At 60.2% G+C, this 20549-nt stretch carries 13 protein-coding genes; 8 read left to right on the forward strand and 5 right to left on the reverse strand.

The window, feature by feature from the left end; all coding sequences use genetic code 11:
- Positions 1-16: 16 nt before the first annotated feature.
- The 4 genes from C4334_RS05860 to C4334_RS05875 all read left to right on the forward strand — a co-directional run bounded on the left by C4334_RS05860 (position 17) and on the right by C4334_RS05875 (position 9808).
- A complete protein-coding gene (locus tag C4334_RS05860; protein WP_352431150.1) occupies positions 17-1717 on the forward strand; it encodes a TonB-dependent receptor in 1701 nt (566 codons plus the stop codon).
- Between the two features lie 530 nt (positions 1718-2247).
- Positions 2248-5163 carry an ATP-binding protein gene (locus tag C4334_RS05865; RefSeq protein ID WP_352431151.1) on the forward strand — a complete coding sequence of 972 codons (2916 nt, stop codon included), beginning with the start codon at positions 2248-2250 and terminating at the stop codon, positions 5161-5163.
- Between the two features lie 928 nt (positions 5164-6091).
- Positions 6092-9130, forward strand: coding sequence for an Ig-like domain-containing protein (locus C4334_RS05870; protein WP_352431152.1), 3039 nt, complete (start codon positions 6092-6094; stop codon positions 9128-9130).
- Between the two features lie 15 nt (positions 9131-9145).
- Positions 9146-9808: an NF038129 family PEP-CTERM protein gene (locus C4334_RS05875; protein ID WP_352431153.1), complete on the forward strand. Its 663-nt coding sequence runs from the start codon at positions 9146-9148 to the stop codon at positions 9806-9808.
- 89 nt (positions 9809-9897) lie between these two features.
- On the opposite strand, the gene C4334_RS05880 is transcribed toward C4334_RS05875, so the two are convergent.
- Complete coding sequence (locus C4334_RS05880; protein ID WP_502943408.1) at positions 9898-10371, reverse strand: hypothetical protein; 474 nt, start codon at positions 10369-10371, stop codon at positions 9898-9900.
- Between the two features lie 58 nt (positions 10372-10429).
- On the opposite strand from C4334_RS05880, the gene C4334_RS05885 reads away from it, so the two are divergent.
- Positions 10430-10978, forward strand: coding sequence for a hypothetical protein (locus tag C4334_RS05885; RefSeq protein WP_352431154.1), 549 nt, complete (start codon positions 10430-10432; stop codon positions 10976-10978).
- A 377-nt stretch (positions 10979-11355) separates the two neighbouring features.
- Complete coding sequence (locus C4334_RS05890) at positions 11356-11628, forward strand: hypothetical protein (RefSeq protein WP_352431155.1); 273 nt, start codon at positions 11356-11358, stop codon at positions 11626-11628.
- Positions 11629-11709: 81 nt separating this feature from the next.
- Here the strand turns inward: C4334_RS05890 and C4334_RS05895 are convergent, their stop codons facing one another.
- Both C4334_RS05895 and C4334_RS05900 read right to left on the reverse strand, forming a co-directional pair.
- On the reverse strand, positions 11710-13269 hold the full coding sequence (locus tag C4334_RS05895) for an APC family permease (RefSeq protein WP_352431156.1): 1560 nt from the start codon (positions 13267-13269) through the stop codon (positions 11710-11712).
- A 10-nt stretch (positions 13270-13279) separates the two neighbouring features.
- A complete protein-coding gene (locus C4334_RS05900; RefSeq protein ID WP_352431157.1) occupies positions 13280-13852 on the reverse strand; it encodes a gluzincin family metallopeptidase in 573 nt (190 codons plus the stop codon).
- Between the two features lie 205 nt (positions 13853-14057).
- On the opposite strand from C4334_RS05900, the gene C4334_RS05905 reads away from it, so the two are divergent.
- On the forward strand, positions 14058-15410 hold the full coding sequence (locus C4334_RS05905; RefSeq protein WP_352431158.1) for a M20 metallopeptidase family protein: 1353 nt from the start codon (positions 14058-14060) through the stop codon (positions 15408-15410).
- A gap of 67 nt (positions 15411-15477) precedes the next feature.
- On the opposite strand, the gene C4334_RS05910 is transcribed toward C4334_RS05905, so the two are convergent.
- Both C4334_RS05910 and glnD read right to left on the reverse strand, forming a co-directional pair.
- Entirely contained in the window at positions 15478-15816 is a 339-nt protein-coding gene (locus C4334_RS05910) for a P-II family nitrogen regulator (protein ID WP_352431159.1), read from the reverse strand.
- 56 nt (positions 15817-15872) lie between these two features.
- Positions 15873-18587, reverse strand: coding sequence for a [protein-PII] uridylyltransferase (glnD, locus tag C4334_RS05915; RefSeq protein WP_352431160.1), 2715 nt, complete (start codon positions 18585-18587; stop codon positions 15873-15875).
- 437 nt (positions 18588-19024) lie between these two features.
- On the opposite strand from glnD, the gene C4334_RS05920 reads away from it, so the two are divergent.
- On the forward strand, positions 19025-20491 hold the full coding sequence (locus tag C4334_RS05920) for an ammonium transporter (protein WP_352431161.1): 1467 nt from the start codon (positions 19025-19027) through the stop codon (positions 20489-20491).
- The last annotated feature ends 58 nt before the right edge of the window (positions 20492-20549 follow it).

A 20549-nucleotide genomic window follows, 5' to 3' on the forward strand; every position in this document is an offset into this window, starting at 1 on the left:
GCCGAGGGAGGGTCTGATGAAGATGAAGAAAGCCCGATTGCCCTTTGGCGCGGCGGTCGTTGGCGCGTTGTTGCTTTGCATCGCGCTGCCTGCTGCGGAGGTTCTAGGAAGCAGCCGCCCATTCGGCACCATCACAGGATCGGTGCGCGATGAGCAAGGCCGCCCGCTCGCTGGCGCTCTGATCATCCTCGTGCGCGAAGGTGCCGAGAAGATCGTCCGCCAAACGCGCAGCTCGACGGATGGTTCTTTCAGTCTGCGCGCGCTTCCCGGGCGGTACATCCTGCGCGCCATTGCCGACGGCTTCAATGCGACGAGCTTCGCGTCGGTGGTTGTCACCCCATCATCTGAACTCGTTTATCGCTTCAACTTGGAGCCGGTCGGTTTAGGGCGTACGCTGCCGGAAAGACGAACCGACCGCGGCGATCCGAAGTGGCGTCTTCGTCTGGCCAACAACCGCCGATCGGTCTTCAATCTCGAAGAGGAAGAGCCACGCGCGCCGTTTGAAGAGCCGCCGACTCGACGAGAAGCGCACGGCGTCGTTGAAACTTACTTCGCCGCTTCCGATGGCGTTTTACGCCGCACTGTCCCTGGAGTTAACTTTGCCGTCGCCACGCCGGTCAATGCCGACTTGGATCTGGTTTTCGTCGGGCAAGTAAGTGCTGGCGCTGGATCGCGCTTTGAGGCGACGGCGCGGCGGCGGATCAACGACCGTCATCGCGCAAGCGTGACCATCGGCAGCGCGCAAGCGAAGTTGCTGGTCGCACAGCAGTCACACCCGTTGCTGAACGAAGACTTGCAGCAACTCTCCGTGCGGGCCGTGGATGAATGGGTCGTGCGCGATGGCGTGGTGGTGCTGCTCGGACTGGATTATGCGCGCTTAGTAGGTGCGGGCGATGCCGGTTCATTGGTACCGAGATTGGGCATGCAGTTCGACCTCAATGCGCGCACGCGCGTTCGAGCCGCCTACGCCGCGGCGCCGAAAGAAAGAACGCACCGGGAAACGGTGGTCGAAGGAAGCGAGGCGACGTTTGAAAGGGTCGGGACGCAGCCAGTGGCGCTCGTTGACGGGCGCGCCGTGGTCGAACGCAGTCGTCGCTTGGAGATCGGTTTGGAACGCGTCTTGGACGAGCGTTCGCGCGTGGAAGCGACCGCCTTTTTCGACACAGTGGATGGACGCGGCGTCGGCTTGATGGCGCTGCCGCCGACTGCGACCAAAGGCGAAGGCGGAGCTGAACTGCTGCGCATCGCTAATCAACAAGGGGCGGCGCGCGGTCTGCGCGTCATCTACACGCGACGCATCAGTCGAGCGTTGAGCGCATCGGCCGGCTATTCTTTCGGGCATGGTCAAGAACTTTCTGCGGAAGGGCTTCGGGACCCTGCACGACTCTTCCGCGATGGCCTCTTCCAAACGGTCGCAGCGCAGATGGATGCCGATCTAGGAAGCGGGACGCGCGTGCAGACGGTCTTCAGGTTTTCGCCGCGCGCCACGATCTTTGCCATTGACCCGTTCGCCGGACGCTTGGCCGTCTATGATCCGTCGTTGAGCATTCTGGTCACGCAAGAGTTGCCGACCTTCGGCCTGCCCGTCCGCGCGGAAGCGGTCCTTGACGCGCGCAACGTATTGAACCTTCAACCCAACGCGGATGACGGCGAAAAAGTGGTTTTCGTCAGCTCGCTCCCGCGATCCGTGCGCGGAGGTATTCTGATTCGGTTCTAGTTTTCGGCTGAAAAGACGGCGAAAGATCGCGCGACTTCAAGCCCGCGCTGGCTTTCAAGACGCGGGCTTGATCTCTTCCGATGAACGGAGGAGCATCGGCGGCAGTTGCGCTCCGCTTTGCCCTACCAAGGCAGAAGTTAGTGTCAGGCCGCGTTTGTGGTGCGTGAGGGGGAATTCAAAATTTTGGAGATCCCCTTGCGCTTCGCGCGTGGTCGCGGTTGAAGCATATATGGTTTGGCATCAAAGGTTTGCGGCTTTGATCTGACGGGCCGCGCGCGGCTCTCATCCGAGATTTTGGATGAAATCCAAGATTTTGGAGATCAGCGTGCGCTCCGAAACCCCCGTGAGACGGGGCGACGAGGCCTCCGTCGTTTTGCGTAAAATATTGATGGTTGCTATCTTTCGGAGTCGGCGTGGCGCTCCTGCGGACGGCTTCCGGCGGTGTCAGGGAGCGAGTGGAACGGCGTTTGCCGCAAACAAGGAGAAGGTTTCACATCTCATCGCCTGATGGCTAGATCGTGAAGAACCCCGTGCTTACAACTCGAACTTGGGCGTTGCTGATCCTGGCGGCGGTGCTCTTCGCTGCTGGGGCGCTCAACTTCGCGCAGCGGGTGACGCACGATCTGCCACCTACAGACGGCGTTGAGTGGACCAACGGCAAAGAGGGTATCATCGCGCGGTCGGTCATGCCCGGGTCGGTCGGCGCGCGCGCCGGAATTCTGCCCGGAGACAAGTTGCTCGCCGTCGCTTTCGACGACTTACACTTCCAGCAATTGGAGCGTGCCGAGCATGTGCAGATCTATCTGGAACAAGCGGGAATCGGCGGCAACCTCCACTACTTGATCGAGCGCCCCTCGTTTCCGCCTGACACGCGTTTCTACTACGCCGATCTCTACGGTCTGGACTCGGTCGAGCGTTGGACAGCGCGTGGCCTGATCGTCGAGTCGATCGGCCTCATCTATCTTTTGGTCGGTCTCTTCGTCCTCCTCAAACAGGGCGGACGGACGCCTTTCGTGCCGCACTTCGTCGCTCTTTGTCTGACGGCCTTCGTCTTCCATTTCTACAAGCCGATCGGAACGTACGAAGATCTCGATCTCGCCATTGCCTTTTTAGACACGGCAGCGCTGGTTCTTTTTGCGCCGCTCTTCATACACTTCTGCGCCCTCTATCCGGTTCGTCGCCGATTGTTCGACGGAAGGCGCTGGCTGTTGGCTTTGCTCTACGCTCCGGCGGTGGCGCTCATCGGCTTTGCTGCGCTCGTTCACTTCGTCCCTTCTTCCCGACTTGAGGTGCCGAGCGATTGGATTGCGGGGCTTTATACCGCGTCGTTCGCGCTCTTTTGGGCATCGCTCGTGCTGGGCGCGATGCTGCTGGTGCGCCGTTTCGTCCGCAGCGAGAACGCTGTCGTCCGGCAACAACTGAAGTGGATAGTTTGGGGATCGGCTCTGGCCATTGCGCCGTTTACGTTCTTCTACGCCATCGCCTACTTGTCTGAGGGAGCCGTCGTCGAAAGCTGGGTGACGGACCTCTCGCTTGTGCCGTTGGCTTTGATTCCGCTCACCTTCGGCAATTCGGTGGTGCGCTACCGTCTCATGGACGTCGATATCGTCGTCCGGCGCGCTGCCGTCTACGCGCTGACGACTTTGGCCATTGCGCTCATGATCGGGTCGGTGGTCTATGTGGCCGGATTGTATGCCATCGGCAGCGAAGACTTGCAGCCGGGAATGGTGACGCTGCGGTTCGTCGTCGCAGTGATTGCCATGGCGGTGATCGTGATGACGGCGGCGCCGATCAAAAACTTCTTGCAGGAGAAAACGGACCGGCTCTTTTATGGCGAGCGCTATGACTTGAGGAACAGCCTGCTCGATTTCGGGCGGACGCTTTCGGCCACCACCGGGCTGGAGCCGCTGCTGGATGCGCTCGTGAGTCGCTTGCAAGAGGTTTTAGGCGTCGAGCGCATCGCCATCCTCATCGAGGATGCGGGCGAACCTTCGGGCTATCGTGTGGCGCGCGCTGTCGGGCTCAACGGCGTCACGTTGCCTGCCAACTTCCGCGAGGCGATTCGCGTTCATTCTGCCAAAACGGGCGTTGTCCGCGCCGACGACCTTGAACTCGTCCCGGAATCGGAAGCCTCTGTGCGGCGCGCGCTGCACTACTACGTGCCATGCGCGGTGCGCGGACGAGTGGTCGCCGTCATCGGATTGGGCCGGTCAGCACACGGCGCGCTCCTTTCATCGGAGGACTTGGAGATCCTGCGCACCGTTTCCGGTTACGTTGCCGTCGCCATCGAAAACAGCCTGCTCTATCAAGAGCAGAAAGCGCGCGCGGCTGAACTCGAGCAGCTCAAGGAGTTCAATGAATCGATCGTCGAATCGGTCAACATCGGTCTTCTGGCTGTGGATCGTGACGGGCGGATCACGCGTTGCAATTCGGCCTTCGAAGAGATGATGCGGGTGCGGCGCGACGAGGTCATCGGCTGCCGCGTGGAAGAGCTGTTCGACGATGAGTTCGCTCATACGCTGCATGAGCTTCTCGGCGGCGCAGGATGGGCGCTCGCCGAGGTGCGCCATAAATATAAGCTGCGCGTACGCACGCGCGACGGTCGCCCGTTGGTGCTGAACATCGCGCTCGCACCATTGCAGCGCGCCGATGTTCACGGCAACACGGGAACGCTCGTCGTGCTCGAAGATGCAACGGCTCGCACGCAACTCGAAGAGCAATTGCAACAGGCCGAAAAGCTCTCTTCGATTGGCTTGCTCGCTGCCGGTGTGGCGCACGAGATCAACACGCCGCTCACCGGCATTTCGAGCTACACGCAAATGTTGCTCGGAATGATACCGCCAACGGATCCGAAACACGCCCTGCTCGAAAAGATTCAACGACAGGCCGGACGCGCCGCTGGCATCGTCAATAACCTCCTGAACTTCTCGCGCACGGGGAGCGCCGCTGAATTCGGACCGGTCGATATCCACCGCGTGCTCGACGACACGCTCCAACTCCTCGAACCGCAATTGCGCAAAGGGCAGATCGAAATCGAGCGGCGTTACCGCGAGGGATTGCCGCCCGCTTGGGGCAACGCCGGGAAGCTGCAGCAGGTCTTCACGAATCTGCTTTTGAACGCGCGCGATGCCATCACCGACGGCGGTCGCATCACATTGACGACCGGTGAGGAGGATGGCGTTGTGGTGATCGAGGTCGCGGACAATGGCATCGGCATCGCGCCGGAAGATTTGCCGCGGATCTACGACCCTTTCTTTACGACCAAAGGCATCGGCATCGGCACCGGATTGGGACTGGCCGTCACCTACGGCATCGTGCAAGAACACGCTGGACGCATCTCGGTCGAAAGCGCCATCGGACGCGGCACGACCTTCCGCCTCATGCTGCCAAAAGCCGAAACGCGCATGACCGAAGCGCGCACCAGACTGCAAGCGGTCGGCGATTGAGGATCAACCCTGCGCGCCAGTCTTCAGCAGAACTCCGCGAGCGGTGCAAGGACAACGCGCTCGTCGAGACGAAGATCAAAACCAGGAGCGTCTTCAGCAGAACTCTAAAGAAGCCATCTTTTGGTCATCGGGCGCCAACTCGATCCGTCGCTGTACAAGACGTTGCCCACAAGAATTTCGATCCAACTTCGCGCCCCCAAATCAGCGCCCTTGAGAAAAAGTTTGCTGATGTTGAAGTTTTTGACGTTTGTGATTGTTCTCTCTCCGGGCGCGAGCGGCTGTTCGGCGTTGAGCAAAGGCGTTTCTATGCTAAGTCGTCGTAAGCCCTTACCTCCCTCGATCAGAGCCCAGTTGAAAGAGATGCCCGTTACCCACTTGTTCATGCTGTTCCGTATCTCTATTTGAGATGATGCGGTAAAAGAGCGGGTGTTCTTCCGACCTCACTTTCAAGATTTCGACCGGTAGCTTTTCGGCTTCTGACCCGCGATACGGTCGAACCTTTGGATATCCTTCGACCCACGTCTCTGTCTGTTGCTGAACCCGAGCGGTGCTGGCTGGTGTCAACGTCAAGGAGAGGGCCGGACCGAACAAAGCGAGGAAGGTCATCGACCTCATCTTCGACCGATGCGGCGATCTCGATCGTGGGACCGCCGGGAGAGCAAGGCGAGAAAAGTCAGTCATTGCCGCGGGGAGTTCACTCGGATTTAACCTCGGCGTAACCAAAGCTTAGCGCCGGACAATCTATTCTTCTGCTTCAAGCGGTTTGGGGGAGGAAATTTCTTCCTCGTCGTCTTGACGGACGCGCGGCAGCGCGTGTAAAAAGGTGACGCTCTTCCCAATTGTTCTGACAACGATGTCCTCTTCGGAGAGAAAGGGATTTCGCGTGTTCACAAAAATCGGACGTTGCTCCGCCAGTAGGTGTGTGTTGTTGGCTTTTTTGGTCGGGGCGATCTTCGCGCTTCATCAAGCGATCCTTTGGACTGGGAGCGTCGCCGCCCAAGCCAGCATGCCGCAGGTCGTCATCAGTCAAGTCTATGGCGGCGGCGGAAACAGCGGCGCGACTTACAAAAACGACTTCATCGAGATATTCAATCGCGGCGCGACGGCGGTTAACCTCAACGGATGGTCGGTGCAATACGCTTCGAGCACCGGCACGACGTGGCAGGTGACGACGCTTTCGGGAACGCTCCAACCAGGCCAGTACTACCTTATCCGTCAGGCTGCCGGTGGGGGCGGCACGGTCGATCTGCCGCCGCCTGATGCGACCGGCAACATCGCCATGAGCGCTACGTCGGGCAAAGTCGCGCTCGTCAACAGCACCTCCGCGCTCACGGGCGCATGCCCGACCGCAAACATCGTCGATTTCGTCGGATACGGCAGCACGGCGAATTGCTTTGAGGGCGCTGGGCCGACAGTCAACTTAAGCAACACCACCGCCGCCATTCGAGCGGGCAACGGCTGTACCGACACGAACAACAACAACGCCGATTTTTCTGCGGGCGCGCCGACGCCGCGCAACACCAACTCGCCGCTCAACCCCTGCGGCGGAGCGCCGACGCCTTCGCCTTCTCCATCACCTTCGCCGCCGACCATAACACCTATTCATACGATTCAGGGCACGGGCTCTTCTTCACCTTTGGTCGGGCAGACGGTCACAACGAGCGGCATCGTGACCGGGTTGAAGTCGAACGGTTTCTTCATTCAAGCTCCAGATTCAGAAGCCGACAACGATCCGAACAGTTCCGAAGGGATCTTCGTCTTCACTGCTTCCGCGCCGCCTTCGGCAGCGACCATCGGCAATCGCGTCAACGTCACGGGCACGGTGACCGAATTCCGTCCGTCTTCAGACCCGAACAGTCCGCCGCTGACGCAGATCTCTAATTCGCCCACAGTGACGGTCGTTTCGACCAACAATCCGTTGCCGACGCCGATCACGCTCACGCCTGCCGATACGTCGCCCACTGGGACGGTGGAGCAACTTGAGAAGTACGAAGGGATGCGCGTGCGCGTTGACTCGCTGCTCGTGATCGGTCCAACGGGCGGCACGGTTAATGAAACCACAGCGACCTCTGTTTCGAACGGGATCTTTTACGGAGTGGTCTTGGGCTTGGCGCGTCCGTTTCGCGAGCCGGGCATCTCGGTGCTTGACCCGTTGCCTGCTGGCGCGCCGTGCTGCGTACCTCGTTTCGATGCGAACCCCGAGAAGCTGCGCATCGACAGCGATGCTCAACCTGGCGCCGTGGCGCTGAACGTCACGGCAGGCAGCATCGTTTCGAACATCGTCGGGCCGCTCGATTTCGGCTTTCGCACGTACACCATCTTGCCAGATGCGGCAACGCCGCCGAGCGTATCGAATGTAGGAAGCGCCATTGCCGTGCCCGAACCGACGGCGGATGAGTTCACCGTCGGTTCGTTCAACATGGAGCGATTCTTCGATGCGACCGATGATCCCGCGATCAACGAGCCGGTGCTGACGCCGATGGCTTTCAATAACCGGTTGAACAAAGCTTCGCTCGCCATCCGGCAAGTGATGAGATCGCCCGACATCATTGGCGTCCAAGAGGTGGAGAACCTCGCGACGCTTCAAGCGGTCGCCAATAAATTGAACGATGACGAGGTCGCTGCCGGACGCCCGAACCCGAATTACCAGGCCTTCTTGATCGAAGGCAACGATCAAGGCGGCATCGACGTCGGTTTTCTGGTCAAGACGAATCGCGTCGAGGTCATCGAAGTGCGGCAGGAGGGCAAGAACGCAACCTACATCAATCCGATCACGAATCAACCGGAACTATTGAACGATCGTCCCCCGCTCGTCCTGCGCGCGCGCGTGCGGCGCGATGGCACGGATCTAGGGCTCGGCGTAACGGTGATCGTCAACCATCTGCGATCCCTTTTGGGCATCAACGATCCAACCGGAGGGCAGCGCGTGCGCGCCAAGCGAAGGGCGCAAGCGGAATTTTTAGCCAACCTCTTGCAATCTTTGCAGACCTCGACGCCGACGGAGCCGGTCATTTCGGTTGGCGACTACAACGCTTTTCAGTTCAACGACGGGTACGTTGACGTGATCGGCACGGTGCGCGGTCAACCGACGCCTCCCGATCAAGTCGTGCTCGCCTCAAGCGATTTAGTGGAGCCTGACTTCGTCGATTTGGTGGACCAGTTACCGGCATCCGAACGCTACTCGTTCGTGAACAACGGCGACGCGCAAGTGCTCGACCACATCATCGTCAATCAAGCCGCTTTCGGGCGCTTCAATCGCTTCGCCTACGCGCGCAACGACGCCGATTTCCCTGAAACTTTCCGCAACGATGCGACGCGCCCGGAAAGGATCTCGGATCACGATATGCCGGTCGCCTATTTTGCGCTCCCGCCAGTCAATCGCGCGCCCATCGCCCGCGACCAGAGCGTCGCGGTGGTGTACGCCACGCCGCTTACCTTCGCGCTCGAGGCGAGCGATCCGGATGGCGATGCGCTCAGCTTCGCGCTCGTTTCAGCTCCGACCAAAGGCAACGTCGCGTTCGACAGCAGCAATCGCACGGCGACCTACACGCCCAACCCGGGCGCTTCGGGCGCGGATTCATTCACTTACCGCGCAACTGATCCGCACGGCGCGAGCGCACAGGCGACTGTCTCTATCGCCATCGTGCCGGAGGATGTATCGAGCTTGGTCCGTGCGACCAGTTCCGGCTTGATTTACAATCGCGCAACGCGCACATACAATGGGACGATCACCATTACGAACACGAGTGCGCGCGCCATCAGCGGGCCGTTGCAGGTCGTGTTGACCGGACTTTCGGCGGGCACCACGCTCGTCAACGCCAGCGGCGTTTACAACGGCGACCCGTACGTCACGGCCAATATCGCCTCGCTCGAGCCGAGCGGGTCTGTGACGGTGAGCGTGCAGTTTCGCAGTTCATCGAGCGCGCGCATCAGCTATGTGACCAAAACTTACGCGGGAATCTTCTAGGGAGGAAGATCGAGGATGAGGAGTCGTTTGCAAACGTTACCGATCTCGCTCGTCGCGTTGCTGTTTTTCGTCATGACGCAAGCGGAAGCGGCGCCTGTAACTTACGATGTTTTCGTCAACACAAGCGCTGTCAGCGGCACGAGCGGCTTTCTTTCGTTTCAATTCAATCCGGGCGGCGCCGATGCGCAGAGCGCTACCGTTACCATCTCCAATTTCGCTTTCACGGGCGGATCGCTCGCTGCGAGTTCAACCAACAGCGGCGGGGCGAGCGGCACGCTGCCTTCGACGGTGACCATCAGCAACAACGCTTTGCTCAACGAACTTTTTCAAGGGATCACCTTTGGATCGAACTTCTCTTTCCGTTTGACCTTCACCGGTCCGGCGATAGATACACCGGGCGGGTCTTCGTCCGGAAGCGCCTTCGGCCTTTCGCTCTACGATTCTGGCGAGATGCCTTTATTGACGACGGACCCGAACGGAACGGTCTTAACCATTCTGTTTGATCCGAACGGTGGTCGAGCCGTGCTCACTTTCCCCCGCGATGAGAACGGCTCTCCCTCGGTCGTGACGATCACAGAACAAGCGGCCGCCGTGCCTGAACCGGCAACGCTGTTGCTCGTTGGGACGGGGCTTGTTGGTCTCGGCGTCGTTCGGGGCCGTCGGCGGATGAAAGAATAAACTCTGTCGCGTTTCGCGCTGAAGACGCCGAAAGTTTCGGCGTCTTCAGCTCCTTTTCAAAGGGGCGCAATGCGCGGAATGCGTCAAGGTTATCCGGGATCCTGGAGCTCTTCAGCTTCGACCTGTTTCGCTTCGATGTCGAGCCGTTCTCTTCTGATATCGAGGCGCAAACGACCGTATAGGCTCATGTATTGATTGGCCACCCAGACGAGCGCGAAGAAAGCGATCAAATAGCCGCGCCAATCATCGAACAAGAGTTTGAAGCGCGCGATCAAGAGGATGAAGGCGGCGACGTAGTGGCTGAAGCAATACTCGCAAGTGAACAGGTAGAAGAATTTTCGTTCGAGCAGGCGACGACACGCACGGCTCTTCGCCGCGCAAAAATCGCGCGCTTCGCGGAATATCTCCTCGTGCGTCACAGTCCAAGAGATGCAGGCGACCGGGACGGCGAGAAGCAAGAGCCAAACGATTTGCGCGCCCAAGCCCATCCGCTGCACTCCCCAAGTCGGGCCGATTATATCATCCGCTGCGCTCTCCAAGTCGCGCCGATCATACACGAGCACGGTCAGATCGCACCTCGGCTTTGTTTTTTGCTCGAAGGCCGTTAAACTTTGCGGCGAAATGAACGGAGCGAGATCCGCTGACGAATTTCGTCCGCCCGCCTTGCGGCGCGACGCGCAGGGCGCGATCGAACCGAGGTCGCTCGCCGAGGTGATCGAATGGTTCCTCCGCTATGATCCGCGCGTTGCCGTCATCAACCACCCCGCCGTGCAAGAACTCTTCGAATGGAAGCGGCGCGAGGACGAGCTTCTATACGGCGAAGCGTTCGCTTTTTCGCGCGCCGAAGACCGGCTCGCCATCGGCATCTTTCAGGCACTGGCGACATACAAAGACGAACGCGCGCTTTACGATTGGATCGGCGAATTGCTTGCGGCGCTCGATCAGGCGCGACGCACCAACGCGGAGATCGCCGACGCCTACCGCCTTCAAACCGCGCCGGGGACCTCAACGCTTGAAGAGGCAAGCAAAATTCCGACATCGCAGGAACGAACCGTTTATCTGACTTCATGCTGGCTCGAAGCGCTCTGCACGGCGGAGATTCGCGTTCTCGGCTGGGTTTATCAGGATCTCTACGGACGCGGCTTTCATCCGCGAAACTTCCCGACGTAAAAGTTGCCGCTCGCCCGCGAGGCAAGACGCCCTTCTGATCCCTGATTGACGGCTTCCATCGCGAGCGCCGAGGCGAGAAAAGGAGGCGTTCGCGTGCAGAGCGCCGCCGGCTTCGCAGACGGTTTCATCTTGGGCACAGAGGCGAGGGGACTTTTGGCGGAGAGAAACGGTAATAGGCAGAAGTCGTCCGACTGCGTTTCGGTCGCTCGACAAACTTGTGTGAAAGGCATAAATTTTCCTGTTCGCGTCCTTGAGAAGAGAGACGCGCGCGCCGAAGCGAAGAGGCCCTTTTCAACGGAGACCTCGCACGACGCGCGCCCTATAGAAATTTGGACGGAGCGCGTGGCAGTTGATGGGATAGGGAAAGGAGCTTGAAGATGCCCGAAGAGAGACCAAATTATACGAACACTTCACAGACGGTAGTCGTCGAAGCCGACCGGTTTTCATTCGAAACGCTTGAACAAGAGAACGGACATGCGACGGTGATCCGGTTTCGCGTTGAAAACCCGCGCATTCGAGTGGGCGACATGCTGGTCGTTCTCTCAGGCACCGACGTCTGCTTTCACGGCATGATCGGGCACATCGAAGAAGGATACGCCATCGCCGCCGACCGTCGCGGATCGCTTCTTCCCGCTTCGACCGTGCATTGAGCTTGGAAACGAATCCGCGCGCGATTGTGCTGCGGCGTCAGTACGCTCCTTCGACCGTGCATTGAACTTGGAGGCGAGTCTTCACCCTTCCGCGGCTTCAAAGACCGAGCGCGGCGCGGCTCGCTTCTGCCAGATGAGATAGACTGGAAGTCCCGTCATGACGAGCAGGAATCCGATGCCGGAAGTCGTCGGGGCTAAGTAGATCAGATCGCAGATGAGCAGCGTCGCCAGCACCATGTAAATCAACGGCACGAACGGATATCCGCGCGTGCGATATGGGCGCGGCGCTTCTGGGAGACGGCGTCGTAAACGGATCACGGCGCCAACCATCAAGACGTAAAAGATCAAATCGGCGGCGATGATGTATTCGAGCAATTGCGTGTAGACGTTGCCGTATTGCATCGCACCGGTACGTGTATCCACTGCGACGGTGCGCGGCAACGTCAAGATTGAAGCCCACGCCCCTTGAGCGATGAGCGCGGCGGCGGGCACGCGGCGCGCATTCAGCTCGCCGACGCGCGAAAAGAACAATCCGTCGCGTGCCATCGCATAGTAAACGCGTGCGCCGGCCAGAATCAGCCCGTTGTTGCAACCGAAGGTCGAGATCATGATCGCCGCGGCCATGATGAACTGGCCCGGGGCGCCGAGCACCGCTTGCATGGCCGCGGTGGCGACGCGCCCCTGCGGTGCTCGCTGGATTGCATCGAATGGCAGCACGACGACGTAGGAGAGATTGGCGAGCAGGTAGAGCGCGACCACCGTCGCACAGCCGTAGAGGAGGGCCCGCGGGAGCGTGCGTCCGGGATCGCGCGTTTCGCTTCCCGTGAAAGTGACGTTGTTCCAAGCCGATTGAGCGAACAATGGGCCGGTCATCGCGCGCCCTAAAAGCATGAGCAGCGCTAAAACTCCACTCGCCTGCAACGACGGCTGCACCGCTTGCGGCGACCAGCCGTTAGCCCAAGGGTCCCACCAATCCGAAGTGTAGGCGGCGCTCGCGGTGTTCCAGCCGAAGACGAGTCCGACGAGGATGAGACCGGCCAGCGCCGCCGTCTTCGTGAAGGTGAAGACGTTCTGCACCAATTTGCCGATTTCCAACCCGCGCGTGTTGGTCCAGGTCAGCAGCGCGATGAGGGCAACGGCGACCATCTGCTGCGTGGAAAAGCTGAGCGCATACGGTCCTAGGTGAATGGGTTCGATCAAGTAGCGCGTCGGCGAAACTTTGTCGGTGAAAACGCCGAGGAAGTTGGCGAAAGCAACGGCTACGGCAGCGATCGTTCCCGTTTGGATGACGATGAAGAGCGACCATCCGAAGAGAAAACCGATGGCTGGATGGTAGGCTTCGCGCAAAAAGACGTATTGACCGCCAGCGCGTGGCATCATCGCGGCGAGCTCCGCGCAGCACAATGCGCCGGTGATAGTCAAAGCTCCAGCGAGCGCCCAAGCGGCGAGCAACCACCCAGGCGCGCCGACAAGGCGCGCCGATTCGGCTGAGACGATGAAGATGCCGCTGCCGATCATCGAGCCGATGACGATCATCGTTGCATCGAACGGACCGAGGCCGCGCGCCAGAGCTTCGATCTGCTGCCCTTGCGCGCACGCCGACGCTTCGCCGCGCGGGACATCTCGCTTTTCGTCTCCCATCCGTCGCTTTTCAGCGCGCGTTGGCGTTGGAAGGACCGGCCAACCGCGCCTTGTTCTGCTCTTCGATGGCGGCGATTCGCTTCGACAGCTCTTCGCGCTCTTGGTCGAGCTTGTCAAACTCTTCGGAGAGCTTCATCCGCCGCTCATTGATGCTTTCCAAAGATTGGTCGTTGATGATGGCTTCAGCTCGTTGGCGCGTGACGTCGATCATCGCCACGATCTTCTGCTGTCGTTGACCGACCAGCGCGACGTACTCGCGGAACCAATCTTCGACGCGCATCTTCGCCGCTCGCTCGGTCTTGGCGATGGCTTCGCGTTCGAGCGCCGCCGCTTGCTTTAGAAGCTCGATCTGCTCACGAGCGAGCAGTTCGATCTCGGCCCGCTCTTGGTCGTAATCTTTGCTGACGATTTCTTCCTCTTTAGCATCGACCTGTGCCGCGACCTCCGCCACGCGATCCTGCAAAGCGTTAGCTTCGTCGATCAGTTTATTGGCTTCATCCGTTTGGTCCCGATTGCTGCATCCAACCAACGCGCAACATAAGAGCAACACCAAAGACGTTCTCACAAAGCGAGCAATGAACATGCCGAACTCCTCCCTGAAGGGTCTTTCGCGTCCAAATCTACCATCGAACGCGACGGTCAAGCTAGCCCGAAGCTTCTGTCATCGCTTGCGGCGGGAGTTTGACGCGGTCTTCGCGCGGAGAGTATAAAGTCAACGACGGCAACAAGATCATCTCCTGAACGCCGCTCGTTCAAAAAGGATGGCCTGAAACATGCGTCGAAAGATCGTGAAGAGAATTGGCCCGTGTGCTCCTCGGCGTGAATCGAAAGGGCTTTTGGCGCTGCTTGCGATCGCGCTGTTTTGCGCCTCGTCCGTCGCTTACAACGAGAAGGGCCGGAACGCATCGCGCGAGCAGCGCATCGCACAAGCGGCGGAGAGCCTGCGCGCCAAATTGATCGAACAACGGCGCGACTTTCACATGTATCCGGAACTATCGAACCGCGAGGAGCGCACGTCTCGCATCGTCGCGGAGCGGTTGAAGGCGTTGGGTTTCGATGACGTGCGCACCAACGTCGCGCGGCATGGGGTCGTCGGTCTTCTCAAGGGGGCCAAGCCCGGTCCGGTCGTCGCCGTGCGCGCCGACATGGACGCGCTTCCGATTCAGGAGACCATCGACGTGCCGTACAAATCGCGTGTGCCCGGCGTCAAACACGCCTGCGGTCATGACGTTCATACGACGATCGCGCTCGGCGTCGCCGAAATCCTCAGCCGCATGCGCGATGAGATCAGCGGCAGCATCAAGTTCATCTTTCAACCGGCTGAGGAAGGCCCCCCGCCCGGCGAGGAGGGCGGCGCGCCGCTGATGATCAAAGAGGGCGTCCTTGACAACCCGCGCCCGCAGGCCATCTTCGGCTTGCACGTCATGCCGACCATCGAAGTCGGGAAGATCGGCTACAATTCCGGTCCGGCGATGGCTTCATCGGACCGGTTCGTCGTCACGATTCGCGGCAAAAAAGTTCACGGCGCATATCCGCACGAAGGCGTGGATGCGGTGGTCGTCGCCGCCGAATGCGTCATGGCGCTGCAAACGATCCGCAGCCGTCGCATCAACACGCAGGAGCCTCTGGTCCTCTCGGTCGGCATCATTCAGGGCGGCAATCGGTTCAACATCATCGCCGACGAAGTCAAATTGGAAGGCACCGTCAGGACATTGAACGAAGATGTGCGCCGCCGCGTGCAACAGATGATGCGCGAAACGGTGGCCGGCATCACATCGGCTTACGGCGCGACGTTTGAGATGCAGTATGAAGAGGGCGCCGCCGTGACTTACAACGATCCCGAGTTGGTCGAAGAGACGTTGCCGACGCTGCGCCGCATCGTCGGCAGCCAGAACGTCATCGCTCCGTTGCCGCAGATGGGAGCCGAAGATTTCTCCTACTACCAGCGGGTCATCCCTGGTTTCTACTACTTTCTCGGCGTCGCCAACCGCGCGCGCGGGATCACGGCCATGGTCCACACGCCTGAGTTCGACGTTGATGAAGAGGCGATCACGATCGGCGTGAAAGCGATGGCCAACGTCCTGCTCGATTATCTCGACCGGCACGCCAATCAAAAGTCCTCGGTCGCCGCTTCACACTGATCTGCTCTTCGGCGAACGGCGTGCCGAAGACGGACGGGCTGCCTCTTTCGCGGTTCGCCCCAGCTCTCTACAAGGCCGCTTCGCCGCGCTCTCCGGTCCGAATTCGGATCACGTCATCGAGCGTGGTGACGAAGATCTTGCCGTCGCCGAATTTGCCCGTGCGCGCCGCTTTCATGATGGCGTGCACCACCATGTCCTCGATGTCATCGGGGATGATGACTTCGACTTTTATCTTCGGGATGAATTCGATTTGGTACTCCGTCCCGCGGTAGGTTTCCGTGTGACCGCGCTGCCGCCCGTAGCCTTGCACTTCGCTGACGGTCATGCCCTTGACATCGACCTCTTGCAGGGCATTGCGCACGGCATCGAGTAGATGCGGCCTGATGATGGCTTCGACCTTTTTCATCTTTCAAGCTCCTTGGGCGTCCAGTTTGGCGTGCGATCTTGATCGTCGAAAAGAACTCAAGCTTTGGGATCGCTCGACGAAAGTTCGATCTTCAATTCCGCAGCGAGCGCGCGACGCAACTCCTCTTCCCGTTCGGCAGCGAGTTTCTTCCCGTCCTCGTCCGTGACGTAGAAGACATCGAGCGCGTAGTGCTTCTCGGTGCTGACGCGCGCGCAGACGATCTCTACCCCCAAGCCGGCGACGATGCGCGCGATGCGATAGGCCAATCCCGGTTCATCAGCGACGCAGACTTCGAGCACCGTATACGCTTGCGCAGCTTCGCCGTCGCAACGGACGTGCGGCGTCGGACTGCGCTCGGCACGAGCGGGCCGGCGACGCGGAGCGTGGCGCTCTCGCCAGCGTTCCACCAGCGCGGCGACGTCGAGTTTGCCGGCGATGGCGGCTTCCAGTTCGCGCTCTATCTTTTCGCGTCGCCGCTCATCGACGGCTTGGTGCGTGGCGATTTCGCGCAGCACGAACTGGTCAACGACCACACCATCTTCGCGCGTGTGGAGTTCGGCGCTCAGGATCTCGATGCCGTTGGCGGTGAGCGTTCCGGCGATGTCCGCGAAAAGGGCGTGTCGGTCGCGCGCGCAGACGACTAGTTCGGTCGCATCGCATCCGAGCGGGCACCACGCGCATTGCCAAGAGTCGCCCATGGCAGAGATTAGACGCAAATGAAGCGCGATTGCCTGCGCATCGAAGGCGAGCGCGTAACGTTCTGGCAGCAGAGCGAAATGACGCTCGATCTCGCTCGGCGCGATCGTTCCTTGCAAAAGCTCGACGACGCGCTCTTTACGTCGCAACTTTTCGCTCGGCGTGCCCGTCAAACTCTCGCCCGTCAAAGCTTGGCGCGCGCGCGTGTAAAGCTCCCACAAAAGTCTCCCTTTCCAATCGCTCCAAACGCCCGGCGCTACGCCGCTCAGATCGGCGTAGGTAAGAAGCAACAGCATGTTGAGCGCATCGAGCGAAGCGACCTGCGACGCGAAGCGCGAGATAACTTGCGGATCGGATAGATCACGCCGCTGCGCAAGATGCGCCATCAAAAGATGATGCTTGACCAGGAGCGTGACCTTGGCACTGCTCGTCGCATCGAAGTGAAGACGACGGCAGATGCGCGCTGCCATGCGCGCTCCGCGTGCGGCATGCCCTTTGCCCTGACCTTTGCCGAGATCGTGAAGCAGCACAGCAAGGTAGAGCAACCCGATGTCTTCGATCTGGTCGAAAACGTTCCGCCACGGCGCGCGTTGCTCGTCGCGACTGGCGCACAGTTGATCAAGCGCTTCGATGGCCTTGAGCGTGTGTTCATCTATCGTGTAGTGATGGTAAAGATCGTGTTGGATGAGCGAGTTGATGCGCTCGAATTCCGGCAAGTAGCGACCGAGAAATCCGACATCGCGCATCAGGCGTAGTGCAGGCGCGACGCGCCCTGGTTGGCGCAACACACGAAGAAAAGCGCGCGCCGCTTCTGGCGACTGGCGAAAGCGGCGATCGAACAGACTGAGGTTGCGCTCCAACTCTTCGGCAACTGCTGCTGACAGACCGACGCCCATCTCTGCAGCCCGCGCGAAGATGTCGAAGCAAAACATGGGACGCGAACGCAGCTCTTGGCCTAGATCGCCGTCGAAGCGAAGGACGCCGTCTTTGACGAACAGCTTCGCGCCAGCGCGTCGCCACGGAAACCAGCGTGCCCGCGCGCTCTCTTGTTTGGCGGCGAGCATTCGATCGCAAAAGCGGCTGATGTTCGCTGTGTGGCGATAGTAATCGCGCATGAACTTCTCCGCGGCGGTCAAACGCGCATCCGCACGATAACCCAAGCGCGCCGCCAATTCCGGTTGCAACTCGAAGTTGAGTCGGTCGGCGCGGCGCCCGCCGAGAAGATGCGCTTCGCATCTCGTGCGCAAGAGAAACTCGCGTGCCCGCGCGATCTTCCGTCCTTCGGCTTCGCTCAGCAAGCCGCAAGCTGCAGCTTCATCGAGCGACCGGCAACCGCGCAGCAACCATGCCGCCCACAGCGCCGAATGGAGGTCGCGCAAGCCGCCGCAGCCCTCTTCCAAGTGCGGCTCGCGGATGAGAATCTCTGCGCCGTGTTGGCGCCGCCGCTGCTGACGTTCTTCGCGCACGATGTTCATGATGTCGGCGCGTCGGCGTTCGCGCTCGACTTCGAGCGCCGCTTCCAGCCCATTGAACAGCGTCAGATTGCCAGCGACCGATCGCGCGCTGAACAGCGCCGTTTGCAAGTGCGGATCTTCGCGGGCGGCGTGCAACGCCTCGCTGATGGTGTGAAACGAGTGGCCGACCGTTAACCCAGCATCCCATAGCAAGCGGAGCAGTTGTTCTACTAGTTGGCGCGTCAGCGTCGCGCGCCGCCCGGTGTGCAGCAGTAGCAGATCGATGTCCGAACAGAAGCAGAGTTCGCGGCGCCCGTATCCGCCAATGGCGACGACGGCGCAGCTTGCTTGCGCCAAACGCAGACGCTCGTCGCCGGTCCAGTTGGCCGCCTCGAAAGCGCGTTCCACCAAATGGTCGAGGATGAGGCTGCGCGCCCACACGGTCCAACTGCCCGCCGCGCCACACCGATAGGCGATCTTCAAGCGCTCATCTTCGACGCGCAGGAAAGCGCGAAGCTGCGCGGCGATCTGTTCGGGCGTTGCGAGTCCAGCGAGCGCATCAAGGCGCTGTGCCGCGTGCGCTTTGACTTTTTGCCAATGCCTATTGGTCGCTGGATCCATTCTCCTCGCTCGTCCTATGGACCCTGCCGCAGTCCATAAATTAAAAAAATCTATTGATAAAACGGGGGTTGCGTTAAAATTGTCGCTTCAGTCGAGCGCGGGATATCGGTCGCACAGAGAGCGACTTGGAAACTTTCACAGGAAAAACGGAAGCTGTCAAGCCCTTTGTCGTTGAAAGATGGAAGCTGAATGCACTGGGCGGGGCGCCGCAGCGCTTTTGAATCTTCTTCGGGGACTTTCGTCAGCGAAAAGCAAGCGAAAGATCGCGAATTTAGACAACCGTTCTTGAACCGGCAGCCCGCCGGACGTTTGGCCGACCGTAAAGCCTTGATCAGCGAATCTTGCCCCACGTGGTTTTCCGCGCTCTCGTCGCGCCGAAAACAGGGGCGGCGCGAGCCCGGGCGATTCCAAAGAAATCTCAGGGGAGATTAAAGACCATGTGTTGGAGACCGATCTTTTCCATCGTTTTATCGGGTCCGCTCCTTTTCACTGTCGCCTCGGCGCAAGGCATCGAGCAGAGAGTGGGGGAGGTGGAGACCGGCGTGCGCGCCGCGCAGAGCGCGGGCGACAACGCTTGGGTGCTGGCCTGTGCAGCGCTCGTGCTTTTGATGACCGGACCAGGGCTGGCGCTCTTTTACGGCGGGCTGGTCCGCAAGAAGAACGTCTTGGCGACCATGATGCAGAGCTTTTCGTTGATGGCCGTGGTCACCGTGCTCTGGGCGTTTTACGGCTACAGCTTGGCTTTTGCCGAAGGCACGCCCTTTTTCGGCGGCGCACGTTACCTCTTCATGCACGGCGTCGGCATGGAGCCAAACGCCGATTACGCCGCGACCATCCCACAGCAGACCTTCATGATCTTTCAATTGATGTTCGCCATCATCACGCCCGCATTGATCACCGGCGCTTTCGCCGAACGAATGAAGTTCAGCGCCATGCTCGCCTTCATGGTCCTCTGGCTGACGTTCGTCTATTTCCCGCTGGCCCATATGGTCTGGGGCAAGGGCGGTTTTCTCAACGCCGCGCTCGGCGGCGCGGTACCGGCGCTCGATTTTGCGGGTGGCACAGTGGTCCACATCTCTTCGGGCATTTCCGCGCTCATCTGTGCTCTTTTGTTGGGCCAGCGTCTCGGTTACCCGAAAGTGCCGATGCTGCCGCACAATCTCGTCCTGACCTTCATCGGCGCATGTTTGCTCTGGGTCGGCTGGTTCGGCTTCAACGCCGGAAGCGCGCTGGCGAGCAACGCATTGGCGGCCAACGCTTTCGTCGTCACGCACTTTGCTGCCGCGGCAGCGGCGCTCGGCTGGATGCTTGCCGAATGGCTCCGCCATGGCAAACCGACCGTGCTCGGCGCCCTTTCAGGGGCCGTCGCCGGACTGGTCGGCATTACGCCCGCTTCCGGTTTCGTCACGCCCATGGCCGCGCTCCTCATCGGTTTTGTCGCCAGCGTCGCTTGTTTCCTCATGGTGACCGAAGTCAAGCGGAGATTCGGCTACGACGATTCGCTCGACGTCTTCGGCATACACGGAACAGGCGGCATGGTCGGCGCGCTGCTGACCGGCATCTTCGCCACCAAAACCATCAATCCGATCTTCAAGGATGCCAACGGCAATCCGTTGCCCGTCGGGTTGATCGACGGCAACGCCGTGCAAGTCATCAATCAAGCGATCGGCGTCGCCATCGCCATCGCGCTCGCGGCCTTCAGTTCCTTTATCATCCTTAAATTGGTCGATGCGGTCATCGGTTTGCGCGTCAGCGCCGAAGACGAAGTGACCGGACTCGATTTGACGCAGCACGGCGAAGAGGGTTACAACCTAGACCTTGAACTGACGCCGACGCGCTTGGTGCAAGAAAGCAGGGCGCAACTATCAGCGGCGACATCCACAGCCCCAGCGCACAACGATTGAGGCGCGATTGAGTTCTTCGACCGAGGCGCGGCCATCTGCGCGATTTTCTTCTTGCGCC

This window comes from Pyrinomonas sp. (assembly GCF_040289685.1).
Classification (GTDB): Bacteria; Acidobacteriota; Blastocatellia; order Pyrinomonadales; family Pyrinomonadaceae; genus Pyrinomonas.

Bases quoted from the DNA above. Each gene is read 5' to 3' on its own strand.
- C4334_RS05875 (WP_352431153.1), top strand. From the start codon at position 9,146: ATGAGGAGTCGTTTGCAAACGTTACCGATCTCGCTCGTCGCGTTGCTG.
- C4334_RS05885 (WP_352431154.1), top strand. From the start codon at position 10,430: ATGAACGGAGCGAGATCCGCTGACGAATTTCGTCCGCCCGCCTTGCGG.
- C4334_RS05910 (WP_352431159.1), bottom strand. From the start codon at position 15,816: ATGAAAAAGGTCGAAGCCATCATCAGGCCGCATCTACTCGATGCCGTG.
- C4334_RS05860 (WP_352431150.1), top strand. From the start codon at position 17: ATGAAGATGAAGAAAGCCCGATTGCCCTTTGGCGCGGCGGTCGTTGGC.
- glnD (WP_352431160.1), bottom strand. From the start codon at position 18,587: ATGGATCCAGCGACCAATAGGCATTGGCAAAAAGTCAAAGCGCACGCG.
- C4334_RS05895 (WP_352431156.1), bottom strand. From the start codon at position 13,269: ATGGGAGACGAAAAGCGAGATGTCCCGCGCGGCGAAGCGTCGGCGTGC.
- C4334_RS05900 (WP_352431157.1), bottom strand. From the start codon at position 13,852: ATGTTCATTGCTCGCTTTGTGAGAACGTCTTTGGTGTTGCTCTTATGT.
- C4334_RS05890 (WP_352431155.1), top strand. From the start codon at position 11,356: ATGCCCGAAGAGAGACCAAATTATACGAACACTTCACAGACGGTAGTC.
- C4334_RS05920 (WP_352431161.1), top strand. From the start codon at position 19,025: ATGTGTTGGAGACCGATCTTTTCCATCGTTTTATCGGGTCCGCTCCTT.